Annotated in this window: 20 protein-coding genes and 1 riboswitch; of the genes, 6 read left to right on the top strand and 14 right to left on the bottom strand. The window is 72.9% G+C overall.

What is annotated here, in order from left to right; translation table 11 throughout:
• Window positions 1–9: 9 nt before the first annotated feature.
• Complete coding sequence (locus ACIQF6_RS09950) at window positions 10–1,611, top strand: DUF2079 domain-containing protein (RefSeq protein ID WP_400892433.1); 1,602 nt, start codon at window positions 10–12, stop codon at window positions 1,609–1,611.
• Window positions 1,612–1,673: 62 nt separating this feature from the next.
• Window positions 1,674–3,305 (top strand): DNA repair helicase XPB, encoded by a 1,632-nt coding sequence (locus tag ACIQF6_RS09945; protein WP_400892431.1) that lies wholly within the window; start codon window positions 1,674–1,676, stop codon window positions 3,303–3,305.
• Between the two features lie 6 nt (window positions 3,306–3,311).
• Here ACIQF6_RS09945 and ACIQF6_RS09940 read toward each other — a convergent pair whose 3' ends face one another.
• The gene (locus ACIQF6_RS09940) at window positions 3,312–3,467 is read right to left on the bottom strand and encodes a hypothetical protein (protein ID WP_400892428.1); all 156 of its coding nucleotides are present in this window, start codon (window positions 3,465–3,467) and stop codon (window positions 3,312–3,314) included.
• A 317-nt stretch (window positions 3,468–3,784) separates the two neighbouring features.
• On the opposite strand from ACIQF6_RS09940, the gene ACIQF6_RS09935 reads away from it, so the two are divergent.
• A complete protein-coding gene (locus ACIQF6_RS09935) occupies window positions 3,785–5,854 on the top strand; it encodes a HelD family protein (RefSeq protein WP_400892426.1) in 2,070 nt (689 codons plus the stop codon).
• A gap of 52 nt (window positions 5,855–5,906) precedes the next feature.
• Here ACIQF6_RS09935 and ACIQF6_RS09930 read toward each other — a convergent pair whose 3' ends face one another.
• From ACIQF6_RS09930 to ACIQF6_RS09910, 5 genes are all read right to left on the bottom strand, one after another.
• Window positions 5,907–6,593, bottom strand: a complete 687-nt coding sequence (locus tag ACIQF6_RS09930; RefSeq protein WP_400892422.1) for a copper homeostasis protein CutC — start codon at window positions 6,591–6,593, stop codon at window positions 5,907–5,909.
• A 114-nt stretch (window positions 6,594–6,707) separates the two neighbouring features.
• Complete coding sequence (locus tag ACIQF6_RS09925) at window positions 6,708–7,667, bottom strand: hypothetical protein (protein WP_400892420.1); 960 nt, start codon at window positions 7,665–7,667, stop codon at window positions 6,708–6,710.
• Window positions 7,664–8,008 (bottom strand): PadR family transcriptional regulator, encoded by a 345-nt coding sequence (locus ACIQF6_RS09920; RefSeq protein ID WP_400892418.1) that lies wholly within the window; start codon window positions 8,006–8,008, stop codon window positions 7,664–7,666. The genes ACIQF6_RS09925 and ACIQF6_RS09920 overlap by 4 nt, the downstream gene beginning before the upstream one ends.
• A gap of 25 nt (window positions 8,009–8,033) precedes the next feature.
• On the bottom strand, window positions 8,034–10,733 hold the full coding sequence (locus tag ACIQF6_RS09915; RefSeq protein WP_400892416.1) for an ABC transporter permease: 2,700 nt from the start codon (window positions 10,731–10,733) through the stop codon (window positions 8,034–8,036).
• Window positions 10,730–11,446, bottom strand: a complete 717-nt coding sequence (locus ACIQF6_RS09910) for an ABC transporter ATP-binding protein (protein ID WP_400892414.1) — start codon at window positions 11,444–11,446, stop codon at window positions 10,730–10,732. The genes ACIQF6_RS09915 and ACIQF6_RS09910 overlap by 4 nt, the downstream gene beginning before the upstream one ends.
• Window positions 11,447–11,611: 165 nt before the next feature.
• On the opposite strand from ACIQF6_RS09910, the gene ACIQF6_RS09905 reads away from it, so the two are divergent.
• Window positions 11,612–12,241 (top strand): hypothetical protein, encoded by a 630-nt coding sequence (locus tag ACIQF6_RS09905; RefSeq protein WP_400892411.1) that lies wholly within the window; start codon window positions 11,612–11,614, stop codon window positions 12,239–12,241.
• A 47-nt stretch (window positions 12,242–12,288) separates the two neighbouring features.
• Here ACIQF6_RS09905 and ACIQF6_RS09900 read toward each other — a convergent pair whose 3' ends face one another.
• The 5 genes from ACIQF6_RS09900 to thrC form a co-directional block, all read right to left on the bottom strand.
• Window positions 12,289–12,648, bottom strand: a complete 360-nt coding sequence (locus ACIQF6_RS09900; RefSeq protein WP_400892408.1) for a hypothetical protein — start codon at window positions 12,646–12,648, stop codon at window positions 12,289–12,291.
• A gap of 110 nt (window positions 12,649–12,758) precedes the next feature.
• Complete coding sequence (gene groL, locus ACIQF6_RS09895) at window positions 12,759–14,381, bottom strand: chaperonin GroEL (protein ID WP_400892406.1); 1,623 nt, start codon at window positions 14,379–14,381, stop codon at window positions 12,759–12,761.
• Window positions 14,382–14,712: 331 nt separating this feature from the next.
• Complete coding sequence (locus tag ACIQF6_RS09890) at window positions 14,713–14,919, bottom strand: cold-shock protein (protein ID WP_014137493.1); 207 nt, start codon at window positions 14,917–14,919, stop codon at window positions 14,713–14,715.
• Window positions 14,920–15,493: 574 nt separating this feature from the next.
• Entirely contained in the window at window positions 15,494–15,772 is a 279-nt protein-coding gene (locus ACIQF6_RS09885) for a ubiquitin-like small modifier protein 1 (RefSeq protein ID WP_400892403.1), read from the bottom strand.
• 29 nt (window positions 15,773–15,801) lie between these two features.
• Window positions 15,802–17,088 carry a threonine synthase gene (gene thrC / locus ACIQF6_RS09880; RefSeq protein ID WP_400892401.1) on the bottom strand — a complete coding sequence of 429 codons (1,287 nt, stop codon included), beginning with the start codon at window positions 17,086–17,088 and terminating at the stop codon, window positions 15,802–15,804.
• Between the two features lie 17 nt (window positions 17,089–17,105).
• A riboswitch (SAM riboswitch) is annotated at window positions 17,106–17,234 on the bottom strand.
• Between the two features lie 139 nt (window positions 17,235–17,373).
• On the opposite strand from thrC, the gene ACIQF6_RS09875 reads away from it, so the two are divergent.
• Both ACIQF6_RS09875 and ACIQF6_RS09870 read left to right on the top strand, forming a co-directional pair.
• Complete coding sequence (locus ACIQF6_RS09875; RefSeq protein WP_400892399.1) at window positions 17,374–18,372, top strand: glucosyl-3-phosphoglycerate synthase; 999 nt, start codon at window positions 17,374–17,376, stop codon at window positions 18,370–18,372.
• A 77-nt stretch (window positions 18,373–18,449) separates the two neighbouring features.
• Window positions 18,450–19,916 carry a trehalose-6-phosphate synthase gene (locus ACIQF6_RS09870; protein ID WP_400892396.1) on the top strand — a complete coding sequence of 489 codons (1,467 nt, stop codon included), beginning with the start codon at window positions 18,450–18,452 and terminating at the stop codon, window positions 19,914–19,916.
• A gap of 43 nt (window positions 19,917–19,959) precedes the next feature.
• Here ACIQF6_RS09870 and otsB read toward each other — a convergent pair whose 3' ends face one another.
• The 3 genes from otsB to ACIQF6_RS09855 are packed head-to-tail and all read right to left on the bottom strand — an operon-like array spanning window position 19,960 to window position 22,369.
• The gene (otsB, locus tag ACIQF6_RS09865) at window positions 19,960–20,805 is read right to left on the bottom strand and encodes a trehalose-phosphatase (protein WP_400892394.1); all 846 of its coding nucleotides are present in this window, start codon (window positions 20,803–20,805) and stop codon (window positions 19,960–19,962) included.
• A 45-nt stretch (window positions 20,806–20,850) separates the two neighbouring features.
• Window positions 20,851–21,081 carry a DUF3263 domain-containing protein gene (locus ACIQF6_RS09860; protein ID WP_400892392.1) on the bottom strand — a complete coding sequence of 77 codons (231 nt, stop codon included), beginning with the start codon at window positions 21,079–21,081 and terminating at the stop codon, window positions 20,851–20,853.
• A 25-nt stretch (window positions 21,082–21,106) separates the two neighbouring features.
• A complete protein-coding gene (locus ACIQF6_RS09855) occupies window positions 21,107–22,369 on the bottom strand; it encodes an extracellular solute-binding protein (RefSeq protein WP_400892389.1) in 1,263 nt (420 codons plus the stop codon).
• Window positions 22,370–22,501: the final 132 nt, after the last annotated feature.

Here is a 22,501-nt window from a genome sequence, read left to right as displayed (position 1 = left end):
ACCGGAACCTTGACCACTTCCCCCGCTCTGCCGACCGCGGTCGCCCGCCGGGTGACGGACCGCGTGTCCGGGTTCCGGCTGGCCCGCCGCCGCCGCACCGCCCTGTTCACCCTGCTGAGTTTCGCGGTCTGCCTGGCGCTCGGCCTCCAGCAGTGGACCTCGCTCCAGCTGGGCGGCTTCGACCTCGGCATCTTCGACCAGGGAGTGCGCGGCTACGCCCACTTCGGGCTGCCGGTGTCGACGCTGAAGAGCGTCCACCACGAGTTCCCGCCCGGCTTCTCGCTGCTCGGCGACCACTTCTCGCCGGTGCTGGCGCTGCTCGCCCCGCTCTACTGGGTGTGGGACGACCCGCGGATGCTGCTGGTCGGGCAGGCGGCGCTGTTCGCGGCGGGCGTCCCGCTGGTGCGCCGGATCGCGAGCCGGGCGTTCGAGGGCGCCGACGCGCGGGTCCGCAGCCGGGTGCTGGACGGCGCGGCACTGGTGTACGGACTGGGCTGGCCGCTGCTGATCTCCTCCCGCAGCGGGTTCCACGAGGTGGGGTTCGCCGTCCCGCTGTTCCTGCTGCTGTTCGAACGGGCCGGGGCGCGGCGCTGGGCGGGGGCGGCGGTGGCGGCGCTGCTGCTGTGCGCCACCAAGGAGGACCTGGGGCTCGCCGTCGGCATGTTCGGCGTGGTCCTGCTGTGGCGCGAACGCGGCACCGCCGACCGGTGGGCGAAGGTGCTCGGCTGGGCGCTGCTGGTGGGCGGCCCGCTGGCCACCGCGGTGGAGATCGGCTGGTTGATACCGGCGATGGGCGGGGCGCCCGGCTACTACTGGAACTACCACCAGCTCGGCGACAGCGGCGGCGAGGCGCTGCGGCACGTCCTCGGCAATCCGTGGCTGCTGGTGGAGTCGGCCTTCTCCAGTCCGCTGAAGCCGATGCTGCTGGGCTGGCTGCTGCTCACCACGGCGGCGCTGCCGTTCCGTTCGGCGACGATGCTGGTCGCCCTGCCGCTGCTGGCGGAACGCATCCTGTCCGACAATCCCAACCACTGGTCGATCGCCCGGCACTACGACGCGTTCCTGTGGCCGATCCTGGTGACCGCCGCGATCGAGACCCTGGGCGTCCTGTGGGCCCGCGGCCGGCGCCGGCAGGCCCGCCGGCTGGGCGCGGCCGCCGCCGTCCTCTCGCTCGCCGCGTCCGCCGCGCTCGGCGTCTACCACCTGGTGCTCCCGTACGAGTGGCAGCCGAAGGCCCCGACGGCGGCGCTGGCCCGTGCCGCGAAGCTGATCCCGGACGGCGCCACCGTGGAGGCCGACAACCAGATCGCGCCCCGCCTGACCAACCGCACCCACGTGATGCTGGCCGACGGCACCCCGCGCGGCCAGGAGTACGTGATCCTCCGCTACACCCAGCGCGCCTTCCCGTTCCAGCGCGACCCCGAGCAGGCCGAGTACCGCGCCCTCCTGCTCGCCAACGGCTACCAGGAGCTCTTCGACCAGGACGGCGTCACCCTCCTCCGCCGCACCGGCACCACCCCCGTCCCCGGCACCCACCTCCCCGGCCCGGGCTCCACCCCGTACCAGGAGATCATCCCGCCGGACGTCGGCCACAACTTCTTCCTCGGCTGACGGGACCGTCGCGCGATGCGGCACACTGGAGGTTTGGCCCCGCGCGGAAGGGATGCACTGGCGTGAACGGACCGCTGATCGTGCAGAGCGACAAGACGCTGCTGTTGGAGATCGACCATCCGCAGGCGGCGGAGTGCCGGCGGGTGATCGCGCCGTTCGCGGAGTTGGAGCGGGCTCCGGAGCACATTCACACGTACCGGGTGACGCCGCTGGGGCTGTGGAACGCGCGGGCGGCGGGGCACGACGCCGAGCAGGTGGTGGACGCGCTGGTGACGTACTCGCGGTACCCGGTGCCGCACGCGCTGCTGGTCGACGTGGCCGACACCATGGCGCGGTACGGGCGGCTCCAGTTGCAGAAGCACCCGGTGCACGGGCTGGTGCTGTCGACCACGGACCGGCCGGTGCTGGAGGAGGTGCTGCGGTCGAAGAAGATCGCGCCGCTGGTCGGGGCCCGGGTGGACCCGGACACGGTGGTGGTGCACCCGTCGGAGCGCGGGCAGATCAAGCAGGTGCTGCTGAAGCTGGGCTGGCCGGCCGAGGACCACGCCGGGTACGTGGACGGCGAGGCGCACCCGATCCACCTGGAGGAGGACGGCTGGCAGCTGCGCCCGTACCAGCGGCACGCGGTGGACGGGTTCTGGCACGGCGGCTCCGGCGTGGTGGTGCTGCCGTGCGGCGCCGGCAAGACGCTGGTCGGTGCGGCCGCGATGGCGGAGGCCAAGTCGACCACGCTGATCCTGGTGACCAACACCGTCTCGGCCCGGCAGTGGAAGCACGAGCTGATCAAGCGGACCTCGCTGACCGAGGACGAGATCGGCGAGTACAGCGGCACCCGCAAGGAGATCCGCCCGGTCACCATCGCCACGTACCAGGTGATGACCACCAAGCGGAAGGGCGTCTACGCGCACCTGGAGCTGTTCGACGCCCGCAACTGGGGCCTGGTGGTGTACGACGAGGTCCACCTGCTGCCCGCGCCGGTGTTCAAGTTCACCGCCGACCTGCAGGCCCGCCGCCGGCTCGGCCTGACGGCGACGCTGGTGCGCGAGGACGGCCGGGAGGGCGACGTGTTCTCGCTGATCGGCCCGAAGCGGTTCGACGCCCCGTGGAAGGAGATCGAGGCGCAGGGCTACATCGCGCCCGCCGACTGCTGCGAGGTGCGGGTGACGCTCTCCGACTCGGAGCGGCTGATGTACGCGACCGCCGAGCCGGAGGAGAAGTACCGGTTCTGCTCGACCACGGCGACCAAGCGCCGGGTGGTGGAGCGGCTGATCGAGAAGCACAAGGGCGACCAGACCCTGGTCATCGGTCAGTACATCGACCAGCTGGACGAGTTGGGCGAGGCGCTGAACGCCCCGGTGATCAAGGGCGAGACCTCGAACGCGCAGCGCGAGAAGCTGTTCGAGGCGTTCCGGTCGAAGGAGATCAGCGTGCTGGTGGTCTCCAAGGTCGCGAACTTCTCGATCGACCTGCCGGAGGCCACCGTGGCCATCCAGGTGTCGGGCACCTTCGGCTCCCGCCAGGAGGAGGCGCAGCGCCTCGGCCGGGTGCTGCGTCCGAAGGCGGACGGGCACGCGGCGCACTTCTACTCGGTGGTCGCCCGGGACACCGTCGACCAGGACTTCGCGGCGCACCGCCAGCGCTTCCTGGCCGAGCAGGGCTACGCGTACCGGATCGTCGACGCCGACGACCTGTAGGCGCGGCTACAGCTTGACGCCGTCGCGCCCCAGGAAGAGCACGCGCGCGGCGGTGTCGAGCACGATCCCGACGTTGCGGACGGCGGCGGCCACCGGGCCCCGGCGGCGGCCGGAGACGCCGTGGGCACCGTTGACCTGCGGGTTCATTCGTTCGTTCGTCATGTCTCCACGGTAGGTTCGCCGGCCGCCGACGGGCATCAACCGAAAGGCCGTACCTGTCGGGCGGCCGGTCGTCCTGAAGGCGTACCGACCCCTACGCCGCTCCGGGGGTGATCCCTCAGGGGTACCCCGGGAAATGGATTCGCCCCCGGACGGCGGCAGGTCTAGGATCGTCCGTCTGCCCCTCCCGAACCGTGGTGCCAGTGCCGTCGGCAGCCGTGGGAGTACCGGCCGCTCGGCAACCGGCCGGTGTCCTTCACCGTGAGCTCTCCGACGAGTCGGCCGCCGTCCCTCCACGACCGCGGCCGGGAAGGTCCGCCGTGCACTCCCTCACTCCCACCGACACCTCCGCCGCCGACACCGATCCGCTCGGCCGCGAACGCTCCCACCTGGCCGCCTCCCGAGCCGCCCTGAAGGCGATGCGGGAGGACGTCGAGGCGCTCGACCTGCGCGACGTCACCGGCACCTGGGTGTCCGCGCTGATCCTGCAGAAGCAGGTCGACGAACGGATCAAGGCGCTCGCCGACCTCGTGCACACCCCGCTGTTCTTCGGCCGCCTGGACTACCTGCACGCGGTCAGCGAGGCCGACTCCGAGGGCAGCGGCGGCGAGCAGTTCTACATCGGTCGCCGGCACGTCCACGACGCGGACGGCGACCCGATGGTGATCGACTGGCGCGCGCCGGTCTCCCAGCCGTTCTACCGGGCCAGCCGCAAGGACCCGATGGACGTCGCCAAGCGCCGCCGGTTCGGCTACACCGGCGGCGAGTTGACGGCCTACGAGGACGAGAACCTGTCCGACCCGGACGAGGGCGACAGCCTCTCCGCGCTGCTGGCCGCGGAGATCGAGAAGCCCCGCGTCGGCCCGATGCGCGACATCGTCGCCACCATCCAGCCCGAGCAGGACGAGATCGTCCGCGCCGACATCACCGGCACCGTCTGCGTCCAGGGCGCCCCCGGCACCGGGAAGACCGCCGTCGGCCTGCACCGCGTCGCCTACCTGCTGTACGCGCACCGCGAGCGGCTCGCCCGCACCGGCACCCTGGTGGTCGGCCCGAACCGGTCCTTCCTCCAGTACATCGAGCAGGTGCTGCCCGCCCTCGGCGAACTGGACGTCGCCCAGGCCACCGTGCAGGAACTCGTCGGCCACGTCGAGGTGCGCGGCGCCGACACCGCCGACACCGCCCGGATCAAGGGCGACGCCCGGATGGCCCGGGTGCTGCGCAACGCGGTGCGGGCCGGGATCACCCTGCCGACCGAGCCCTGCGTGGTGGTCCGCGGCTCCCGCCGCTGGCGCGTCCCGGCCTACGAACTCGAGGAGATCGTCCGCGAGTTGATGGACCGCAACATCCGCTACGGGGCTGCCGCCGAGGCCCTCCCGCAGCGGATCGCGCACGCCGTGCTGGTCAAGATGGAGCACGGCGGCGAGGCCCCCGACGACCGGGTCCAGGACGCGGTGGCCCGCAACGCCGCCGTGAAGGCCACCGTCAAGGCCTGCTGGCCGGCCGTCGACCCGGTCAAACTGGTGCACCGCCTGCTGAGCGACGCCGAGTTCCTGGCCGCCGCCGCGGACGGCATCCTCACCGCCGACGAGCAGGCCGCCCTCCGGTGGGCCAGGCCTCCGCGCTCCGCCCGCACCGCGCCGTGGTCCGCCGCCGACGCCGTCCTGATCGACGAGACCACCGACCTGGTGCACCGCACCGCCTCGCTCGGCCACGTGGTCGTCGACGAGGCCCAGGACCTCTCCCCCATGCAGTACCGGGCCGTCGGCCGCCGCTGCACCACCGGCTCCGCGACCGTCCTCGGCGACCTCGCCCAGGGCACCACCCCGTGGGCGACCGGCAGTTGGCAGGAGGCCCTGCACCACCTCGGCAAGGACGGCGCGCACATCGAGGAACTCACCCAGGGCTTCCGCGTCCCCGGCGAGGTCATCGCCTACGCCTCCCGCCTGCTCCCGGCGATCGCCCCCGGCCTGGCCCCGGCCACCTCCGTCCGCGACGCGCCCGGCTCGCTGACCGTCCGCGACGTGCCCTCCGGGCGGGACGAGGCCGTCCTCGCCGCCTGCCGCGACGCCCTCGGCCACGAAGGCTCGGTCGGCCTGATCGCGGCGGACGCGCGGATCGCCGTCCTCGCGGAGCTGCTCGACGCCGCGGGACTGCCCCACCTCGAACCCGGCACCGAGACCACCGCCGACGCCCGCCTGACCCTCGTCCCGGCCTCCCTCGCCAAGGGCCTCGAATACGACTACGTCGTGCTCGACGAACCCGCCGCGATCATCTCCGGCGAGCCGGACCGCAGGACCGGCCTGCGCCGGCTGTACGTGTCCCTGACGCGTGCGGTCTCGGGGCTGACGGTGCTTCACACGGAGCCGCTGCCCGAAGAGTTGGGGTGAGGGAATCAGGGGCGCGCGGGGGCGCCTCCCGCCCCCACGCGCCCCTGGTGGTTCACCCTCCGATCAGGGTGCGCCACTCGGCGACCTTCGCGGCGTCCACCGCCCCGGCCCAGCCGCCCTCGCGTACCGCTCCGCCGATGTGGAACGCGTCGAAGCCGGCGGCGCGGAGGTCGGGGACGTGTTCGGCGCGGAGGCCGCCGCCGACCAGGATCTGCTGGCGGTAGCCGGGTTCGCCGGACTTGGCGAGTTCGCCGAGGAGGACTTCCTGTCCGGCGTCCACGCCCGTGGGGGCGCCGGAGGTGAGGAAGGTGTCGAGTCCGGGCAGGTCGGCGACGGCGGCCCGGACCTCGGAGCGGTCGGCGCTGTGGTCGATGGCCCGGTGGAAGGTCCAGTGGCAGCCGGTGACGGCGTCGGCGACCGCGCGGGTCGCGTCGAGGTCGATCGCGCCGTCGGGGGTGAGGAAGCCGAGGACGAACTCCTCGGCGCCCTCGGCGCGCAGCGCGGCGGTCCGGGCCAGCAGCAGGTCGAGGTCGCCGGGGGTGAAGCCGTCGCGGATGCGGAGCATGACCCGCAGCGGAAGCGAAACCGCGGTGCGGATCGCGGCGAAGTCCCGGACGGTGGGGGTGAGCCCGTCGGCGGCCATGTCGGTGACCAGTTCGAGGCGGTCCGCGCCTCCCGACTCGGCAGCCCTGGCGTCCTGGGGGGTCAGCGCGATCACTTCGAACATTGGTCTAGACATATCCGATAGCCTGCCACATCGACCCGCCCCGAGCGACCCCCCTCGACCGTTCGGCCCCGCGTCGTCCCCCGTTCTCACCCCGGCGGCGTCCCGTTCGCCCGTTTCACTCCCCGTTCAGCCGATCCGGCGCGCCGCCTGACGGTGTGTCGGACGGGCCGGGGCGAGCGCCCGGTACGCCAGGACGAGCACCAGCGCGGTGCCGAGCGCCCAGGGGGCGGCCCGCCACACCCCGCCGAGCTGCTCCCAGAGCGAGAACAGGCTGAACCATGCGGTCAGCGGCAGCAGGGCGAGGCCGAGCGCGGCGGGCAACAACCGGTCGCGGGCGGCGAAGAGCACCAGCAGCAACGGGAGCAGCAGCAGCGCGACCGGCCACCAGCCGTCCATCAGGTTGCGGGTGTCGTAGCCGCCCTGCGCGCGGGTCACCGCGAAGCCGGCGGCCGCGCCGGCCAGGATCAGCAGGCGGTCGGTCCGGCCGGGCGAATCGGCCGGGCGGGTCGGAGCGACGGCCAGCATCAGACCGCCCAGCAGGTAGGGCACCAGGGCGGTGGTCGAGTAGGCGAAGAACCAGCCGCTCCACACCCCGCTGGCCGGCAGGCTCAGCCCGGCGTACCCGATCCGGACGGCGCCGAGCAGCGCCACCACGGCACCCAGGAGTCGGACGGCCCGCCAGGCGCCGAGCGCGGCGGCGGCGACCAGCAGCAGCGGGACGACGGCGAGGCCCAGGACGGCGATGTTCTCCACCAGTCGGGGCCACGGCAGGTCGGTCCCGGCGCGGGCGGCGGCGGGGATCCGGAACTCCCGCCAGTCGCCGGTGCCGGGCAGCGCGACGAGGCCGAGCAGGGTGCCGGCCAGCAGCGGGGCGGTGGCAACCAGCACCCGGCCGGGCAGCGCGGCCTCGGTCAGGCCGGTGCGCAGCCGCAGGCCGTACCCGGCGAGGTCGAGGGCTTCGCGGGCGGTGGCGAGGCGGCCGGAGCCGGCGGTGGTGTCGGCGAACACCTCGGCCAGTTCGGCGCCCCGGTCACGGCGGTAGCGGGCGGGGTAGAGCGCGAGGGCGGTGCGCAGCGCGACGTTCATGCGGTGGCCCCCCGGGGACGGACGGCGCCGCCGAGGCGGCGCTGCGCCTCGGCGGCGACGCTGCGCAGCCGTTCGGCCTCGGTGGCCAGGACGTCCCGGCCGGCGCCGGTGAGGGCGTAGGTGCGGCGGGCCCGGCCGTCGACGATCTCCTCGGCGGCGACCTCGATCAGGCCCTGCTGGAGCAGCCGGTCGAGTGCGCCGTACAGGGTTCCGGTGCGGAGCTTCACCCGCCCCCCGGAGATCGCGTCGACCTCCTGGATCAGCGCGTATCCGTGCCGGGGGGCGTCCGCGAGGGCGGTGAGCAGCAGCAGGGTGGGTTCCTGCATCGCGCGTTCAGTCATACGACTACATATATCGCCGACCTGACTATCCGCGCCATCCTGCGGGGTCGTCCCGGCGCAGCGAACCGAGCACACCGGCCAGCAGCGGCAGCACCAGGGCGAGCACCGCGATGGTCGGCCACGGGACGTCGGCGGGGTTCAGCACGGCGGGCGCGCCCATCTCCCCGGCCACCCGGGAGCGCAGCAGGGCGTAGGCGGGGACGAACCCGCTGACGGTGCCGAGCACTCCGCCGAGCAGGGCGATCAGTCCGGCCTGGAGGCCGGCGACGGTGCGCCGGGTGCGCGGGCGGGCGCCGATCGCGGACAGCAGGGCGCGTTCCCGGCGGGCGTCGGCGGCGGCCAGCGCGGTGGAGACCACGGCCGCGCCGAGCACCACCACGGCGGCGAAGCCGCTGAGCGCGACCTGCACCACGCTGTCCGTCGCCCGGTACCCGCGTTCCACCCCGAACTCGGCGTGCGGGGCGAGCCGGGCGACGGTGGCGGCGGCCCGCTGCTCGGCCCGGTCGGCGACCGGTGCGGTGGGCAGCCAGATCGCCCCGGTCGGCGTGATCGTCAGGCCGAGGCCGCGGACCGTGTCGGGCGGGATCACCACCGGCGTGTAGCGCTGCCCGACGGGCCGGTCGACCAGGACGGCCTCGACGGCGATCTTCCTGACCTCCATGCCGTTGCCCTGCATCCGCAGCACCGCCTTGCCCTCGTGCAGGTAGGCGGGGTCGGTGACGACGGCCTTCCCGCCGAGCAGCGCCTCCTCGGCGGCGCGGTCGCGCAGCGCCAGCAGGTTGTGCAGCACCGAGGTGTCGCCGACCACGACCTGCCTGGTGTCGGTCTGGCCGTAGCGCGGCCCGCCCTCCGCGGACACCACGCTGGAACAGCCCTCGCAGAAGATGTACTGCGCGTCGTACAGGTCGGCCCGCTCGCCGAGGTCCGGCAGGTCCTGGGGCAGGGCGGTGCGCAGCTGCGGCATGGCTTCGGTGTCGCCGTGCAGGGTGACGCGGACGGCGCCGACGGGCTGTTCCAGCCGGTAGGAGGCGCGATCCTGGGCCTCGGCGCCGGCGGTGTGCACGCCGACGGCGACGGCTCCGGCGACGGCGGCGAGCACGGCGGCGACCGCCGGGCCGGTGCGGGAGCGGTGCCGGGCGGCGTCGCGCAGCGCGAGCCGCGGGCCGATCGGCAGCAGGCGGGCGAGCCGGCCGAGCAGCGCGAGCAGCAGCGGGGTGAACAGCAGCAGGCCGAGTTCGGCGAGCGTCGCGCCGGTCAGCACCGACAGGGTGCGGGTCGACAGTCCGGCGAGCACCGGCATCCCGCCGGTCGGGGCGGCCACCGCGCCGTACAGCGCGAGCGCGGCGCCGGCCAGCACGGCGGCCAGGCCGAGCAGCGGCGTCCAGCGGGCGGAGCGGCGCACCGGGTCACGGTCCGTCAGGCCGTCGAGCGCCTCGCGGCGGCCGGCCTGCAGGGCGGGCAGCAGCGCCGCCAGCAGGGCGGTGACCATGCCGACGGCGGCGATCGCCGCCAGGTCGGACGGGCGCAGGGTCAGCCCGGCGAACCGGCTGCCGCCCCACTCCTCGATCCGGGTGCGCAGCACGGCGACCAGGCCGGCGCCGACCAGGGTGCCGAGGACCGCGCCGGCCGCGCCGAGCACCAGGCCGCCGCCGAGCACCACCGCCCGGACGTGTCCGGGGCGGCCGCCGGCCGCGCCGAGCAGGGCGAGTTGGCGGCGGGCCCGCCGGGCGCCGACCGCGAAGGCGGGGCCGGCCAGCAGCGCGACCTCCAGCAGGGCCATCGCGGCGGTGGTGGCGACCGTCATCAGCCGGCGTTCGCGGGCGTCCTGGGCGCCGACCGCCTCCTGCCGGGCGAGCGCGTCGGCGGGCGGGTGGGCGGCGACCTGGCGGCTCGCCAGGGTGTAGCCGTAGCTGTTGAGTTCGCGGACCTTGTCCCAGCCGAGGCTCGCCCCGGCGGGCAGCCGGACCAGCCAGGCGGCCTTCTTGGCGGCGGACTGTTCGGCGTCGGGGCTCTGCGGGGCGAGCCCGGCGGCGACCTGGGCGGTGTCCAGCTGCTGGTACAACTCGCCGGGGCGGGCGACCAGTTCGGACTTGTTCAGGTCGCCGGGGTACTCCACCGTCCCGGTCAGCGTGAACGGGGTGGACTCCAGGCCGCGGACGGTGACCCGGTCGCCGATCCGCAGGCCGGCGCCGGTCAGGAACGCCCGGGTGGCGGCGGCCTCGTGGGCGGCGGCCGGGGCCCGGCCGGAGACCAGGTTCAGCCGGCCCTGCCAGAGGTCGCCGGTCAGGTCGGCCTCGAAGGTGTCGACGGGGGCCAGGCCGTCACGGGTCTGCACGGCCGCGACCGGGCCGGTGCGGGCCGGTGTCAACGTACTGCCCGGCGGCAGCAACTCGCCGAGCAGCGCGGTCGGTTCGGTGGCGGCGGCGCGTTTCTGCTCGGGCGTCTCGCTGCCCTGGCGCTGCGGCAGGGTGCGCACGCCGTCGGCCGGGAACACCGACTGCTCGATGCTCCGGCCCGGGTCGTACGCGCCGATCAGCGCGTCGGAGCGGCCCATCAGCCGGTCCGCGCGTTCGACGCCGGCGAGTTGGCCGCTGCGGTGCACCACGTCCACGCCGGTCGCACCGAGCACCGGCAGCGCGATCATCGCGACCACCAGGGCGCTGCGGCCCTTGGCCCGCAGGGCGTCGCGGCGCGCCATCCGCAGCACCGCCCGCCAGGCGCTCATCGGTCGGCCCCGGCGCGCTGCGCCGCCTCGCGGACGATCCGGCCGTCCCGGAGGAACACCACCCGGTCCGCCCAGGCCGCGTGGGTGGCGTCGTGGGTGACCATCATGGCGGCGGCCCCCGCGTCGCAGCGCGAGCGCAGCACCTGCAGCACGGCCTCGCCGGTGGCGGAGTCGAGGGCGCCGGTCGGCTCGTCCGCGAGCACCAGGCGGCGTTCGCCGGCCAGTGCCCGGCCGATCGCGACCCGCTGCTGCTGACCGCCGGACATGTCCTCCGGGAAGCGGTCGGCGAGCTGGGCGATGCCCAGTTCCTCCAGTGCGACGAGCGCCTCCGCGCGGGCGGTGCGGGCGGACACGCCGTCCAGCTCCCGCGGCAGCGAGATGTTCTCCGCCGCCGTCAGGGACGGGATCAGGTTGTACGACTGGAACACGTAGCCGACCGAGCGGCGCCGCACGTCGGCCAGCCGGGCCCGGCTCAGCCCCTCCAGCGGGGTGCCCTCGACCAGCACCCGGCCGACCGACGGGCGGTCCAGGCCGCCGGCCAGCGCGAGCAGGGTGGACTTTCCGGAGCCGGACGGCCCCATCACGGCCAGGAACTCCCCGGCCCGCACTTCCAGGTCGATCGGGTGGAGGGCGTGCACCTCGGCTTCGCCCCGACCGTGCACCCGGCCGACTCCTTCCAGGCGCAGAACGGCCTGCGCGCTCGATCCGGTCATGGCTTCCCCTCGGAACAGCGGAACGTCTTGCATACCGAGTATGTATAGCCTCCGAGCGACGATCACTCAAGTCTGCGTCATAAGTCGGTGAACTACATATAGGCTGGGTCACATCCGGGTCCGGATCCTGTCACTGCGCCACCGGCGAGGAGCAGAATGGCCGTCATGACCGCATCGCTGCCCGAGCGCTGGCACGCCCTGCTCACCCGCTGCGGCGCCAACGTCGACCCGGAGCCCTACGCCCGCGACCTGCTCGACCGCTGGGCCGAACCGCAGCGCCGCTACCACACCACCGACCACCTGCGGGCCGTCCTGGACCGGATCGACGAACTCGCCGGCCATGCCGACGACCCCGACGCCGTCCGGCTGGCCGCCTGGTTCCACGACGCCGTCTACCGGCCCGACCGCTCCGAGAACGAGGAACGCAGCGCCGCCCTCGCCTGCCGCGCCCTGCGCGAGGCGGGCCTGCCCGAACCCCTGGTCCACGAGGTCGCCCGGCTGATCCGACTCACCGTCACCCACCACCCGGCGCCCGGCGACCACAACGGCGAAGTCCTCTGCGACGCGGACCTGGCCGTCCTCGGCTCATCCCCCGACCACTACGCGGCCTACACCGCCGCCATCCGCGACGAGTACGCCTTCGTCCCCCCGGACGCCTTCCGCGAGGGCCGCACCGCGATCCTCCGCCACCTCCTCGCCCTCCCCGCCCTCTACCGCACCACCGAGGCCCACCACCGCTACGACGCCCGGGCCCGCGCGAACATGCAGCGCGAGCTCACCGAGCTCCAGGTGTGACATCAGGGAGAGCGCACCCGGTGGTGCGCTCCCTGCGCTCGCGCCCGCTACTGGAGCTGCCCGACCGCCGCGACGACGATCCCCTTCTTGCCGCACACCCAGTGCGGGTCCGCCCCCAGCTCCGGCTCCACGCTCAGCGCGTGCGGGTCGTCGTCCTCCGCCGCGCACGCGGAACAGAGCGGCCACCGCCCGTACGACTCCAGCAGCGCGTCCTGCACGTCCTGCGCGATCAGCCCGAGCACGAACTCGCTGCCGTCCGGCCACTGTTCGAGCCACCACCGCCGGTGGGTGACGGCGTCCTCGACCAGCGAGACGATCGCGGCGTCGGCGACGTCCCGCGCGGTGAGGTCGGCGAGGATCAGCGCACGCGCGTTGTGCAGGGCGGTTTCGATCTGGGGGCTGGCCATCCGCCCATTGTCCCAAAGCGCCGCGGAAAGCCGGAACGCCGCGAGGGCGGCCTCCCGAAGGAGACCGCCCTCACGGCGTGAGACTGACCGAACCAACCGGTGAGGTCGGATCAGAAGTCCATGTCACCGCCCGGCATGCCGCCGCCGGCGGCCGCAGCGGCCTTCTCCGGCTTGTCGGCGATGACGGCCTCGGTGGTGAGGAACAGCGCCGCGATGGAGGCGGCGTTCTGCAGGGCGGAGCGGGTGACCTTGGCGGGGTCGATGATGCCGGAGGCGATCAGGTCGACGTACTCGTTGGTCGCGGCGTTCAGGCCGTGGCCGGCGGGCAGGTTGCGGACCTTCTCGACCACGACGCCGCCCTCGAGGCCGGCGTTGGTCGCGATCTGCTTGATCGGGGCCTCCAGGGCCACGCGGACGATGTTGGCGCCGGTGGCCTCGTCGCCGTCCAGCTCCAGCTTGTCGAACGCGACACCGGCCTGCAGCAGGGCGACGCCGCCACCGGCGACGATGCCCTCCTCGACGGCGGCCTTGGCGTTGCGCACCGCGTCCTCGATGCGGTGCTTGCGCTCCTTGAGCTCGACCTCGGTGGCCGCGCCGGCCTTGATGACGGCCACGCCGCCGGCCAGCTTGGCGAGGCGCTCCTGGAGCTTCTCGCGGTCGTAGTCCGAGTCGGAGTTCTCGATCTCGGCGCGGATCTGGTTGACGCGACCGGCAACCTGGTCGCTCTCGCCGCCGCCGTCGACGATGGTGGTCTCGTCCTTGGTGATGACGACCTTGCGGGCGGTGCCCAGCAGGTCCAGGCCGGCGTTCTCCAGCTTGAGACCGACCTCCTCGGAGATCACGGTGCCGCCGGTGAGGATGGCGATGTCGCCGAGCATGGCCTTGCGGCGGTCGCCGAAGCCCGGGGCCTTGACGGCGACGGACTTGAAGGTGCCGCGGATCTTGTTCACGACCAGGGTCGACAGGGCCTCGCCCTCGACGTCCTCGGCGATGATGACGAGCGGCTTGCCGCTCTGCATGACCTTCTCCAGCAGCGGGAGGAGGTCCTTGACCGAGGAGATCTTGGAGTTGGCGATGAGGATGTACGGGTCCTCGAAGCTCGCCTCCATGCGCTCCAGGTCGGTGGCGAAGTAGGCGGAGATGTAGCCCTTGTCGAAGCGCATGCCCTCGGTGAGCTCGAGCTCCAGGCCGAAGGTGTTGCTCTCCTCGACGGTGATGACGCCTTCCTTGCCGACCTTGTCCATGGCCTCGGCGATGAGCTCGCCGATCTGGGTGTCGGCGGCGGAGATGGAGGCGGTGGAGGCGATCTGCTCCTTGGTCTCCACGTCCTTGGCCTGCGCCAGCAGCTGGTCGGAGACGGCGGTGACGGCCTTCTCGATGCCGCGCTTCAGGGCCATCGGGTTGGCGCCGGCGGCGACGTTGCGCAGACCCTCGCGGACGAGCGCCTGGGCCAGCACGGTGGCGGTGGTGGTGCCGTCACCCGCGACGTCGTCGGTCTTCTTGGCGACCTCCTTGACGAGCTCGGCGCCGATCTTCTCGTACGGGTCCTCGAGCTCGATCTCCTTGGCGATGGAGACACCGTCGTTGGTGATGGTGGGGGCGCCCCACTTCTTCTCCAGAACGACGTTGCGACCCTTGGGGCCGAGCGTGACCTTCACGGCGTCGGCAAGCTGGTTCATGCCACGCTCAAGGCCGCGGCGGGCTTCCTCGTCAAAGGCGATGATCTTGGCCATTAGAAGTGGTCCTCCGGGACACGGTCGACTGCTCGGACCAAGGGGGTGCCCGCGACGGACGGCCCAGGAGAACGCGGGTCATGTCCCCGTCGCTTCCGGGGCCTCACCGGCCCGGTCCGTTGTCACTCTCACGCTGTGAGTGCTAACGCCAATGATTAGCACTCGGGGGTGCCGAGTGCAAGCCCATTCGGCGTGCCCGACAGCATGCCCGACGACCCTCCCGGGAAACCCGCAGCCCGGCCGCGGAACGCCGGCAGGCCCGGCCCCGGACGCGTCGCGCCGGGACCGGGCCTGCCGGTCGCACCTGTCGTATGTGCGGTCTGCCGGGCCGTCAGGCGCCGGCGGCGCGGACCATGTCGGCCTGCGGACCCTTCTGACCCTGCGAGATCTCGAACTCGACCCGCTGGCCCTCTTCCAGGGTGCGGTAGCCGTCCATCTGGATCGCGCTGTAGTGGACGAACACGTCCGCTCCACCGTCGACCGCGATGAAGCCGTAGCCCTTCTCGGCGTTGAACCACTTGACGGTGCCCTGAGCCATTCCGAACTCCCCTTGTGCTGTGCTGGCCCTTCAGAGATCCGCAGGACGCGGACCCGGAGGTCTGGAAGACCGGCCTGTGGGGACTCCCCCCCGCACGGCGCAGCCTCTGTCGCGGCTGAATGTATCCGGATATGCGCCCTCTGCAACAGGCCCCAATTTTGCGGAAAGTCCGTACCCCGTAGGGGATATGACAGGGCGAAAGGTATGAGGCGCGACAATTGCCACCGGACATAACGGACGTGTCACCGCAAATCGCCGGAAGAATTCTGACGGCGGCCTGACAGATCGGGCGGTGAGCGGTCCGGCGCATGTCTCAGAGCGCGGGACGGGACGGGGCCTGCGCGAGGTTGCGGTGCGGGAAAAACGAGGATTGGAGCGGGCTTTGGCGGGGAACGGCTCCACCGGCACTCTACTCCTCCACCGGTCCCGGAATTCCAGCGACCCGCCGGGCCGGAATCACGGCTGCCCGCGCTCGGGAACAGACCCCGGCACCGATGTGCGAAGCCGCCGCCGGACCGCTCGGAAATCGAATTCCGGGGTCCGACGGCGGCAGGGCGAATGCGCGGGGGCGGCGTCAGCAGCCGCCGGCCACCGCCGGAATGATCGACACCGAGGCGCCGTCCTTGATCTCGGTCTCCAGGCCGTCGGCGAAGCGCACGTCGTCGTCGTTGACGTACACGTTGACGAAGCGGCGCAGCTTGCCGGTGTCGTCCAGCAGGCGGGCGGCGATGCCGGGGTGGTTGGCCTCCAGGTCCGCGACGACGGCGGACAGGGTGGCGCCCTCGGCGGTGACCTCGGCGGAGCCGCCGGTGTAGGTGCGCAGGATGGTGGGGATGCGGACGGTGGCGCTCATGGATCTACTCCTCGAAAACGTGTGGGGGTTCAGGCGGAGACGAGGCCGGCGGCGCGGAAGGACTCCAGCGTCGGGCGGATCACGGCGGTCATGCCGGAGTCGGCGACCGCGTCGAGGGTCTTCAGGCCGTCACCGGTGTTGATCGCGACGGTCTCCTTGCTCGGGTCGAGCTGCCCGGTCTCGACCAGCTTCTTCAGCACGCCGACGGTGACGCCGCCGGCCGTCTCGGCGAAGATGCCCTCGGTGCGGGCCAGCAGCTTGATCGCCTCGACCACCTGGGCGTCGGTGACGTCCTCGACGGCGCCGCCGGTGCGGCGGGCGATGTCGAGGACGTACGGGCCGTCGGCCGGGTTGCCGATCGCCAGCGACTTCGCGATGGTGTCCGGCTTGACCGGCTTGATCACGTCGCGGCCGGCCTTGAAGGCGGCGGAGACCGGGGAGCAGCCCTCGGCCTGGGCGCCGAAGATCTTGTACGGGCGGTCCTCGACCAGGCCGAGCTTGATCAGCTCCTGCAGGCCCTTGTCGATCTTGGTGAGCTGGGAGCCGGAGGCGATCGGGATGACGATCTGCTCGGGCAGCCGCCAGCCGAGCTGCTCGCAGATCTCGAACGCCAGGGTCTTGGAGCCCTCGCCGTAGTACGGCCGCAGGTTGACGTTGACGAAACCCCAGCCCTCGCCGGCCGGGTCGCCGATCAGCTCCGAGCAGAACCGGTTCACGTCGTCGTAGTTGCCGTCGATGCCGACCAGCTCGCCGCCGTACACACCGGCCATCACGACCTTGCCCTGCTCCAGGTCGTGCGGGATGAACACGCAGGACTTGAAGCCGGCCCGGGCCGCGGCGGCGCCCACCGCGCCCGCCAGGTTGCCGGTGGACGAGCAGGACAGCGTGGTGAAGTCGAACGCGCGGGCCGCCTCGATCGCGCAGGCCACCACCCGGTCCTTGAAGGAATGGGTGGGGTTCCCGGAGTCGTCCTTGATGTGCAGCTGCGCGGTGAAGCCCAGCTCGCGGCCCAGGTTGTCGGCCTTCACCAGCGGGGTCCAGCCCGGGTTCAGGTTCGGCTTGCCCGCGACGTCGGCGGGCACCGGCAGCAGCGGGGCGTAGCGCCAGATCGACGCCGGGCCGGCCTCGATCCGCTTGCGCAGCTCCTCGGCGTCGTAGCCGGCGTAGTCGTAGGCGATCTCCAGCGGGCCGAAACACTCCAGGCAGGCGAAGCTCGGGCCGAGCGGGAAGCGGGTGCCGCACTCGCGACAGGACAGCGCGGTGGCCGGACCGAGGTCGACGGCGGCGGGTGCGGGTGCGGGGGTGTCAACAGCCATGGTGGCGAGGCCCTTTCTCCTCATCTTCCCCGGGTCGCGGTCGCGCCCGGGCCGGAATTGGCACCTGTCCCGCCGGGCCTGCAAGGCCGCGCGGGAGGGTTGCCGGGACTTCAACGGGCCGTTCCCTCAGTCCCTCTGGATGAGCTCTGTGAAGTTGTGGTCGTACGCTGCGAGCGACCCCGACGTGCGAAGGCCCGAGCGCAGTACGAAGACTGTAACCGAAGGCCTGTGCCGTCCAACCCCCCCGTCCGACACCCGAGACGGACCGAGACAGGGAGCGAGATCTTGTCCGAGCAGCCCGAGCCCGGGGTTCTGCCGGAAGTGGCCGACTGGCTGCGCCGTCGATCCTGGACGGCCGCCGACCGACCGCTCGACCGGCTGCTCGCCGCCAAGCGCGCCGCCGGGCCGGCCGGCACCGTCAGCGTCGTGCTGCCCGCCCTCGACGAGGAGCCCACCGTCGGCGAGATCGTCACCACGATCCGCACCGAGCTGATGGAGCGCGTCCCGCTGGTCGACGAGCTGCTGGTCGTCGACTCCGGCTCGGTGGACGGCACCGCCGCCGCCGCGACCGCCGCCGGCGCCCGGGTGGTGCACCGGGACACCATCCTGCCCCGGCTGCCCGCCGCCCCCGGCAAGGGCGAGGTGCTGTGGCGCTCGCTGCTCGCCAGCAGCGGCGCGATCGTCTGCTACATCGACGCCGACCTGCGCGAATTCGACCCGGCGTTCGTCTCCGGCATCGTCGGCCCGCTGCTCACCGACCCCGCCCTGCACCTGGTCAAAGCCATGTACGACCGCCCGTTCGAGGCCGACGGCGCCGTCGTCCCGGCCGGCGGCGGCCGGGTCACCGAACTGGTCGCCCGCCCGCTGCTCAACCTGCACTGGCCGCAACTGGCCGGCTTCGTCCAGCCGCTCGGCGGCGAGTACGCGGCCCGCCGCAGCCTGCTGGAGCAGCTGCCCTTCCCGACCGGCTACGGCGTCGAACTCGGCCTGCTGGTCGACTCGTTGGAACTGGTCGGACTGGACGCGCTGGCCCAGGTCGACGTCGGCGTCCGGCACCACCGCCACCAGGACGGCCAGGCGCTGGGCCGGATGGCCGCCACCATCTACCGCACCGCGCTGGAACGCCTCGACCGCACCCACCGGCTCAAGGCCGACCCCGACCTGGTCCGCCCGCTGCTCACCCAGTACACCCGCACCACCGACGGCTTCACCCCCCGCACCCACGCCGTCCCGGCCGCCGAACGCCCCCCGATGATCACCGTCCCCGAGTACCGCAACCGCTGACCGCCGCCCGCACTGTTCACCCGGCGCGGACCGTGCCGGGTGGTTTGGTCCACCGGTCACCCGGCAAGGTTGGCTGTATGGCCGATCACGCGTCCGAACGCCCCACGCAGTCCGGAGCCGCCCCGATCCTGGTGGCCTCCAACCGCGGTCCGGTGTCCTTCCGCACGGAGGACGACGGCACGCTGAGCCTCCGCAGAGGCGGCGGCGGCCTGGTCTCCGGGCTCTCCGCGATCGACGACCCGAACGCCGTCTGGGTCTGCGCCGCCCTCTCCGACGCCGACCGCACCGCCGCCCGGCAGGCCCCCGACGGCCGCCTCGACCGGGCCGGCCACGACGTCGGCGGACAGGCCGTCCGGATGCTCGACATCGACCCGGAGACCTTCGCCCGCGCCTACAACGGCGTCGCCAACTCCACCCTGTGGTTCGTCCACCACCTGCTGTACGACATCCCCACCAGGCCCGCCTTCGACGCCGACTTCCGCACCGAATGGGCCGCCTACCGCGACTACAACGCCGCCTTCGCCGAGGCCCTCGCCGCCGAAGCCGCCCCCGGCGCCGCCGTCCTGGTGCAGGACTACCACCTGTCGCTGGCCCCCGCGCTGCTCCGCGCGCTCCGCCCCGACCTGCGCATCGGCCACTTCTCGCACACCCCCTGGGCCCCGCCCGACTACTACCGGCTGCTGCCCGACGACATCGCCGCCGAGGTCCTCGAAGGCATCCTCGGCGCCGACCGCGCCGCCTTCCTCACCCGCCGCTGGGCCCTCGCCTTCGCCGACTGCTGCGAGAGCGTCCTCGGCGCGCGCGTCGACCGCGACGCCCTCACCGTCCTGCACGCCGGCCGCACCACCCGGCTCGGCGTCCACGGCCTCGGCGCCGACGCCGAGTTCCTGCGCGAACGCGCCCACCGGCCCGACGTCGACGAACGCCTCGCCGCGCTGCGCGCAGCCGTCGGCGACCGGCGCACCGTCGTCCGGGTCGACCGCACCGAACTCAGCAAGAACATCGTCCGCGGCCTGCTCGCCTACCGGCACCTGCTGCGCACCCGCCCCGAGTGGCTCGACCGGGTCGTCCACATCGCCTTCGCCTACCCCTCGCGCACCGACCTCGTCGAGTACCGCGAGTACACCGCGGCGGTGCGACGGATCGCCGAGGAGATCAACGCCGAATTCGCCACCGCCGACTGGCAGCCGCTCATCCTGCACGTCGACGACGACTTCCCGCGCTCCCTCGCCGCGTACCGGCTCGCCGACGTCGCCCTCGTCAACCCCGTCCGTGACGGCATGAACCTGGTCGCCAAGGAAGTCCCCGTCGTCTCCGACCACGGCTGCGCCCTGGTCCTCTCCCGCGAGGCCGGCGCCCACGCGGAGCTCGCCGACGACGCGATCACCGTCAACCCCTTCGACGTCGTCGCCACCGCCGAGGCTCTGGCCGAGGCCCTCGCCATGCCCCCGGCCGAACGCGCCGACCGCACCAAGCGCCTCGCGGCGGCGGCGACGGCGCTGCCGCCGCAGCAGTGGTTCCTGGACCAGTTGCAGGCGCTGTAGGGGAATCGGGGAGCGCACGCCCCTGTTGGCGCACCCTCGCAGCTCACCTCAGCATGTGCGCCAGCTCGTCGAGCAGGTCCACCACCCCCGCCGGCCCCGCGACCACCAGGTCGGCGCGGTCGGCGAGTTCGCGGACGGGGGGCTCGCCGGTGACGGGGCCGCTGCAGACGAGGAGGCCGGGGCGGCCCTGCTTCCGCCGCCGGGAGACCTCCTCGTAGGCGGCGAGGTCGCCGAGGTCGTCGCCGGCGAACAGCACCGGCCCGGCGTCGCGTTCCGCCAGGAACCTGTGAAGGGCGACGCCCTTGTCGACCCCGGGCGGCCGTAGTTCGAGGACCATCCGGCCGGGTTCGACCACCAGGCCGTGGCGGCGGGCCAGTTCGACGAGCGGCGCGCGCAGGCGGGCCAGTTCGCCGTCGGGGTCGGCCGTGCGCCGGGTGTGCACGGCGAGGGCGCGTTCCTTGTCCTCCACCCAGATGCCCTCGGCGGCCGCCGACTCGGCGAGAAGGAGCGGAAGTTCGCCCCGGACGGCGGCCACCCCCGGCGGCGGTGGCGCGGCGGTGACGGCCCCGGTGCTCGCGTCCCAGCGTTCGGCGCCGTAGTGGCCGAGCACGGTGAGGTGCTCCAGGCCGGGGGTGGCGGCGAAGCCGCCGTAGGCGGCGGCGGTCGCGGCGGGCCGGCCGGTGACGATGACGACCGAGCCGACCAGGGGGGCGAGGGCGGTGAGGGCGGTGACGACGCCGGGGTGGGCGCGGGCCTGCGCCGGGTCGGCGACGATCGGGGCGAGTGTGCCGTCGAAGTCGAGTCCCACGACCGCGGAGCGCGGGTCGGCGAGCAGGCCCGCCAGTCCGGCCCGTCCTGCCTGGGACGTGATCTGCTCAGCAATTCCCATGGCCCCGACGCTACCCGGCGCGGGCCGCCGGCGGGCGCGGTTCGGTCACTGCCGGGCGTCGCGCCGGTTCTGCCGCACCCGTCGCAGCCGGTTGACCAGGACGGGGGCGTGGGCGAGCGCCTCCGGCCGGTCGAGCAGGGCGCCCAGCAGTTGGTAGTAGCGGGTGGCGGAGATGCCGAGCTCCTGCCGGATCGCCTGCTCCTTGGCGCCGGCGGTCCGCCACCCGCGTGCTTCCAGTTCGAGTACCGCCCGGTCGCGGTCGGTCAGTTCGGCCATGCCTCCAGGCTACGGACTGCGGCCGTCAGCCCTTGCGGGCCCGGGACGACTCCGCCGCGGCGGCGGTCTGCAGGTCGCCGAGCACATCGTCGGAGCCGGGCTTGACGGCCTCGCCTATGCGCTGCTTGAGCAGGCTGGAGACCTTCTCCCAGGACGGGTCGCCGAGCGGGTAGAAGTTGGCGTTCGGCAGCGCGTTGAGGAACTCGGTGAGGTCCTTGTGGGCGGGGTTGGCGGACATGTCCTCAAGGGTGTCCTGGGTGACGGGCAGCATGTTGTACTGCTCGTCGAACTTGAGGGTGTTCTCCTTCGTGTAGACGAAGTTGAGGAACTTCTTGATCTCCGCCTTGTGCCCGTTCGCCTTGAACGCCATCACCCAGTCGGCGACGCCCAGGGTGGAGGGCTTGATGCCGGCGTCCTTGCGCGGGATCGCGGAGGTGCCGTACTGGATGTTCCCGGCGACGGACTTGCTGACCAGCCCGGGGTGGCCGTTGAGCATGGCGACCTTGCCGGTGGCGAAGTCGTTGAAGGCGGTCTTGCGGTCGACCTTGGCCGGGTCGTCGTAGGTGAGGCGCTTGTCGACCAGGTTGGTGCGCAGCCAGCTGAAGGTGGCCCGGTTCGGCTGGCTGTCGATGGTGTAGTTGCCGGCGTTGTCGGAGAGTCCGCCGCCGCCACTCATGGTCCAGATCATCGCCTCGCCCTGGGCCTCCTCGGGGCCGAGCGGCAGCCCGTACGGGGTGACGCCGGGCACCTTGGACTTGATCAGTTCGGCGTCGCGGCGCAGGTCGTCCCAGGTGACGGGCGGGGCGGTGATGCCGACTTTGGCGAAGATCTCCTTGTTGTAGAAGAAGACCCGGCTGGAGGAGATGAACGGGATGCCGTACTGGCTGCCGACCACCTGGCCGGCCTTGGCGAAGGAGTCGAGCAGGTTGACCTGGGTGCTGTTGGAGAGCACCTCGCCGGCGGGGTAGAGGCGGTCGGCGGCGACCTGGTCGGCGTAGCCGCCGGTCTGGGCGATGTCGGGGGTCTTCCCCTTGGCGATCAGGTCGGCGATGTGCTTGTCGATGTCGGTCCAACTGACCACGTCGACATTGATCTTGATGTCGGAGTTGGCGGCCTCGAAGCGGCGGGCCAGGTCGTTCCAGTAGATCGAGCTGGAGTTGGTCTCGTTGTCTCCGTAGTCGGCGGCGACCAGGTTGAGCGTGACACCCCCCGACCCGCTCAGGGCTCCACAGCCGGTGAGCAGCAGGGACCCGACGATGGGCAGGGGGAGCAGCGCTGATCGCTTCACGGAACGGACCGCCTTCAGGTGGGTGACAGCGTGACCCTGGCAGGCGTTTCGGCCGGTGGTCCAGACCGGTGGTGGCGGAAGTTATCGAAGTGACAGGTCGCGTCGCGCTCAGCATGACGTGACGTCAGAAAC

The organism is Kitasatospora sp. NPDC092948 (genome assembly GCF_044754805.1).
GTDB lineage: Bacteria > Actinomycetota > Actinomycetes > Streptomycetales > Streptomycetaceae > Kitasatospora.
Note: the sequence above shows the minus strand (reverse complement) of the source record. Positions and strands in the feature narration are given on the sequence as shown.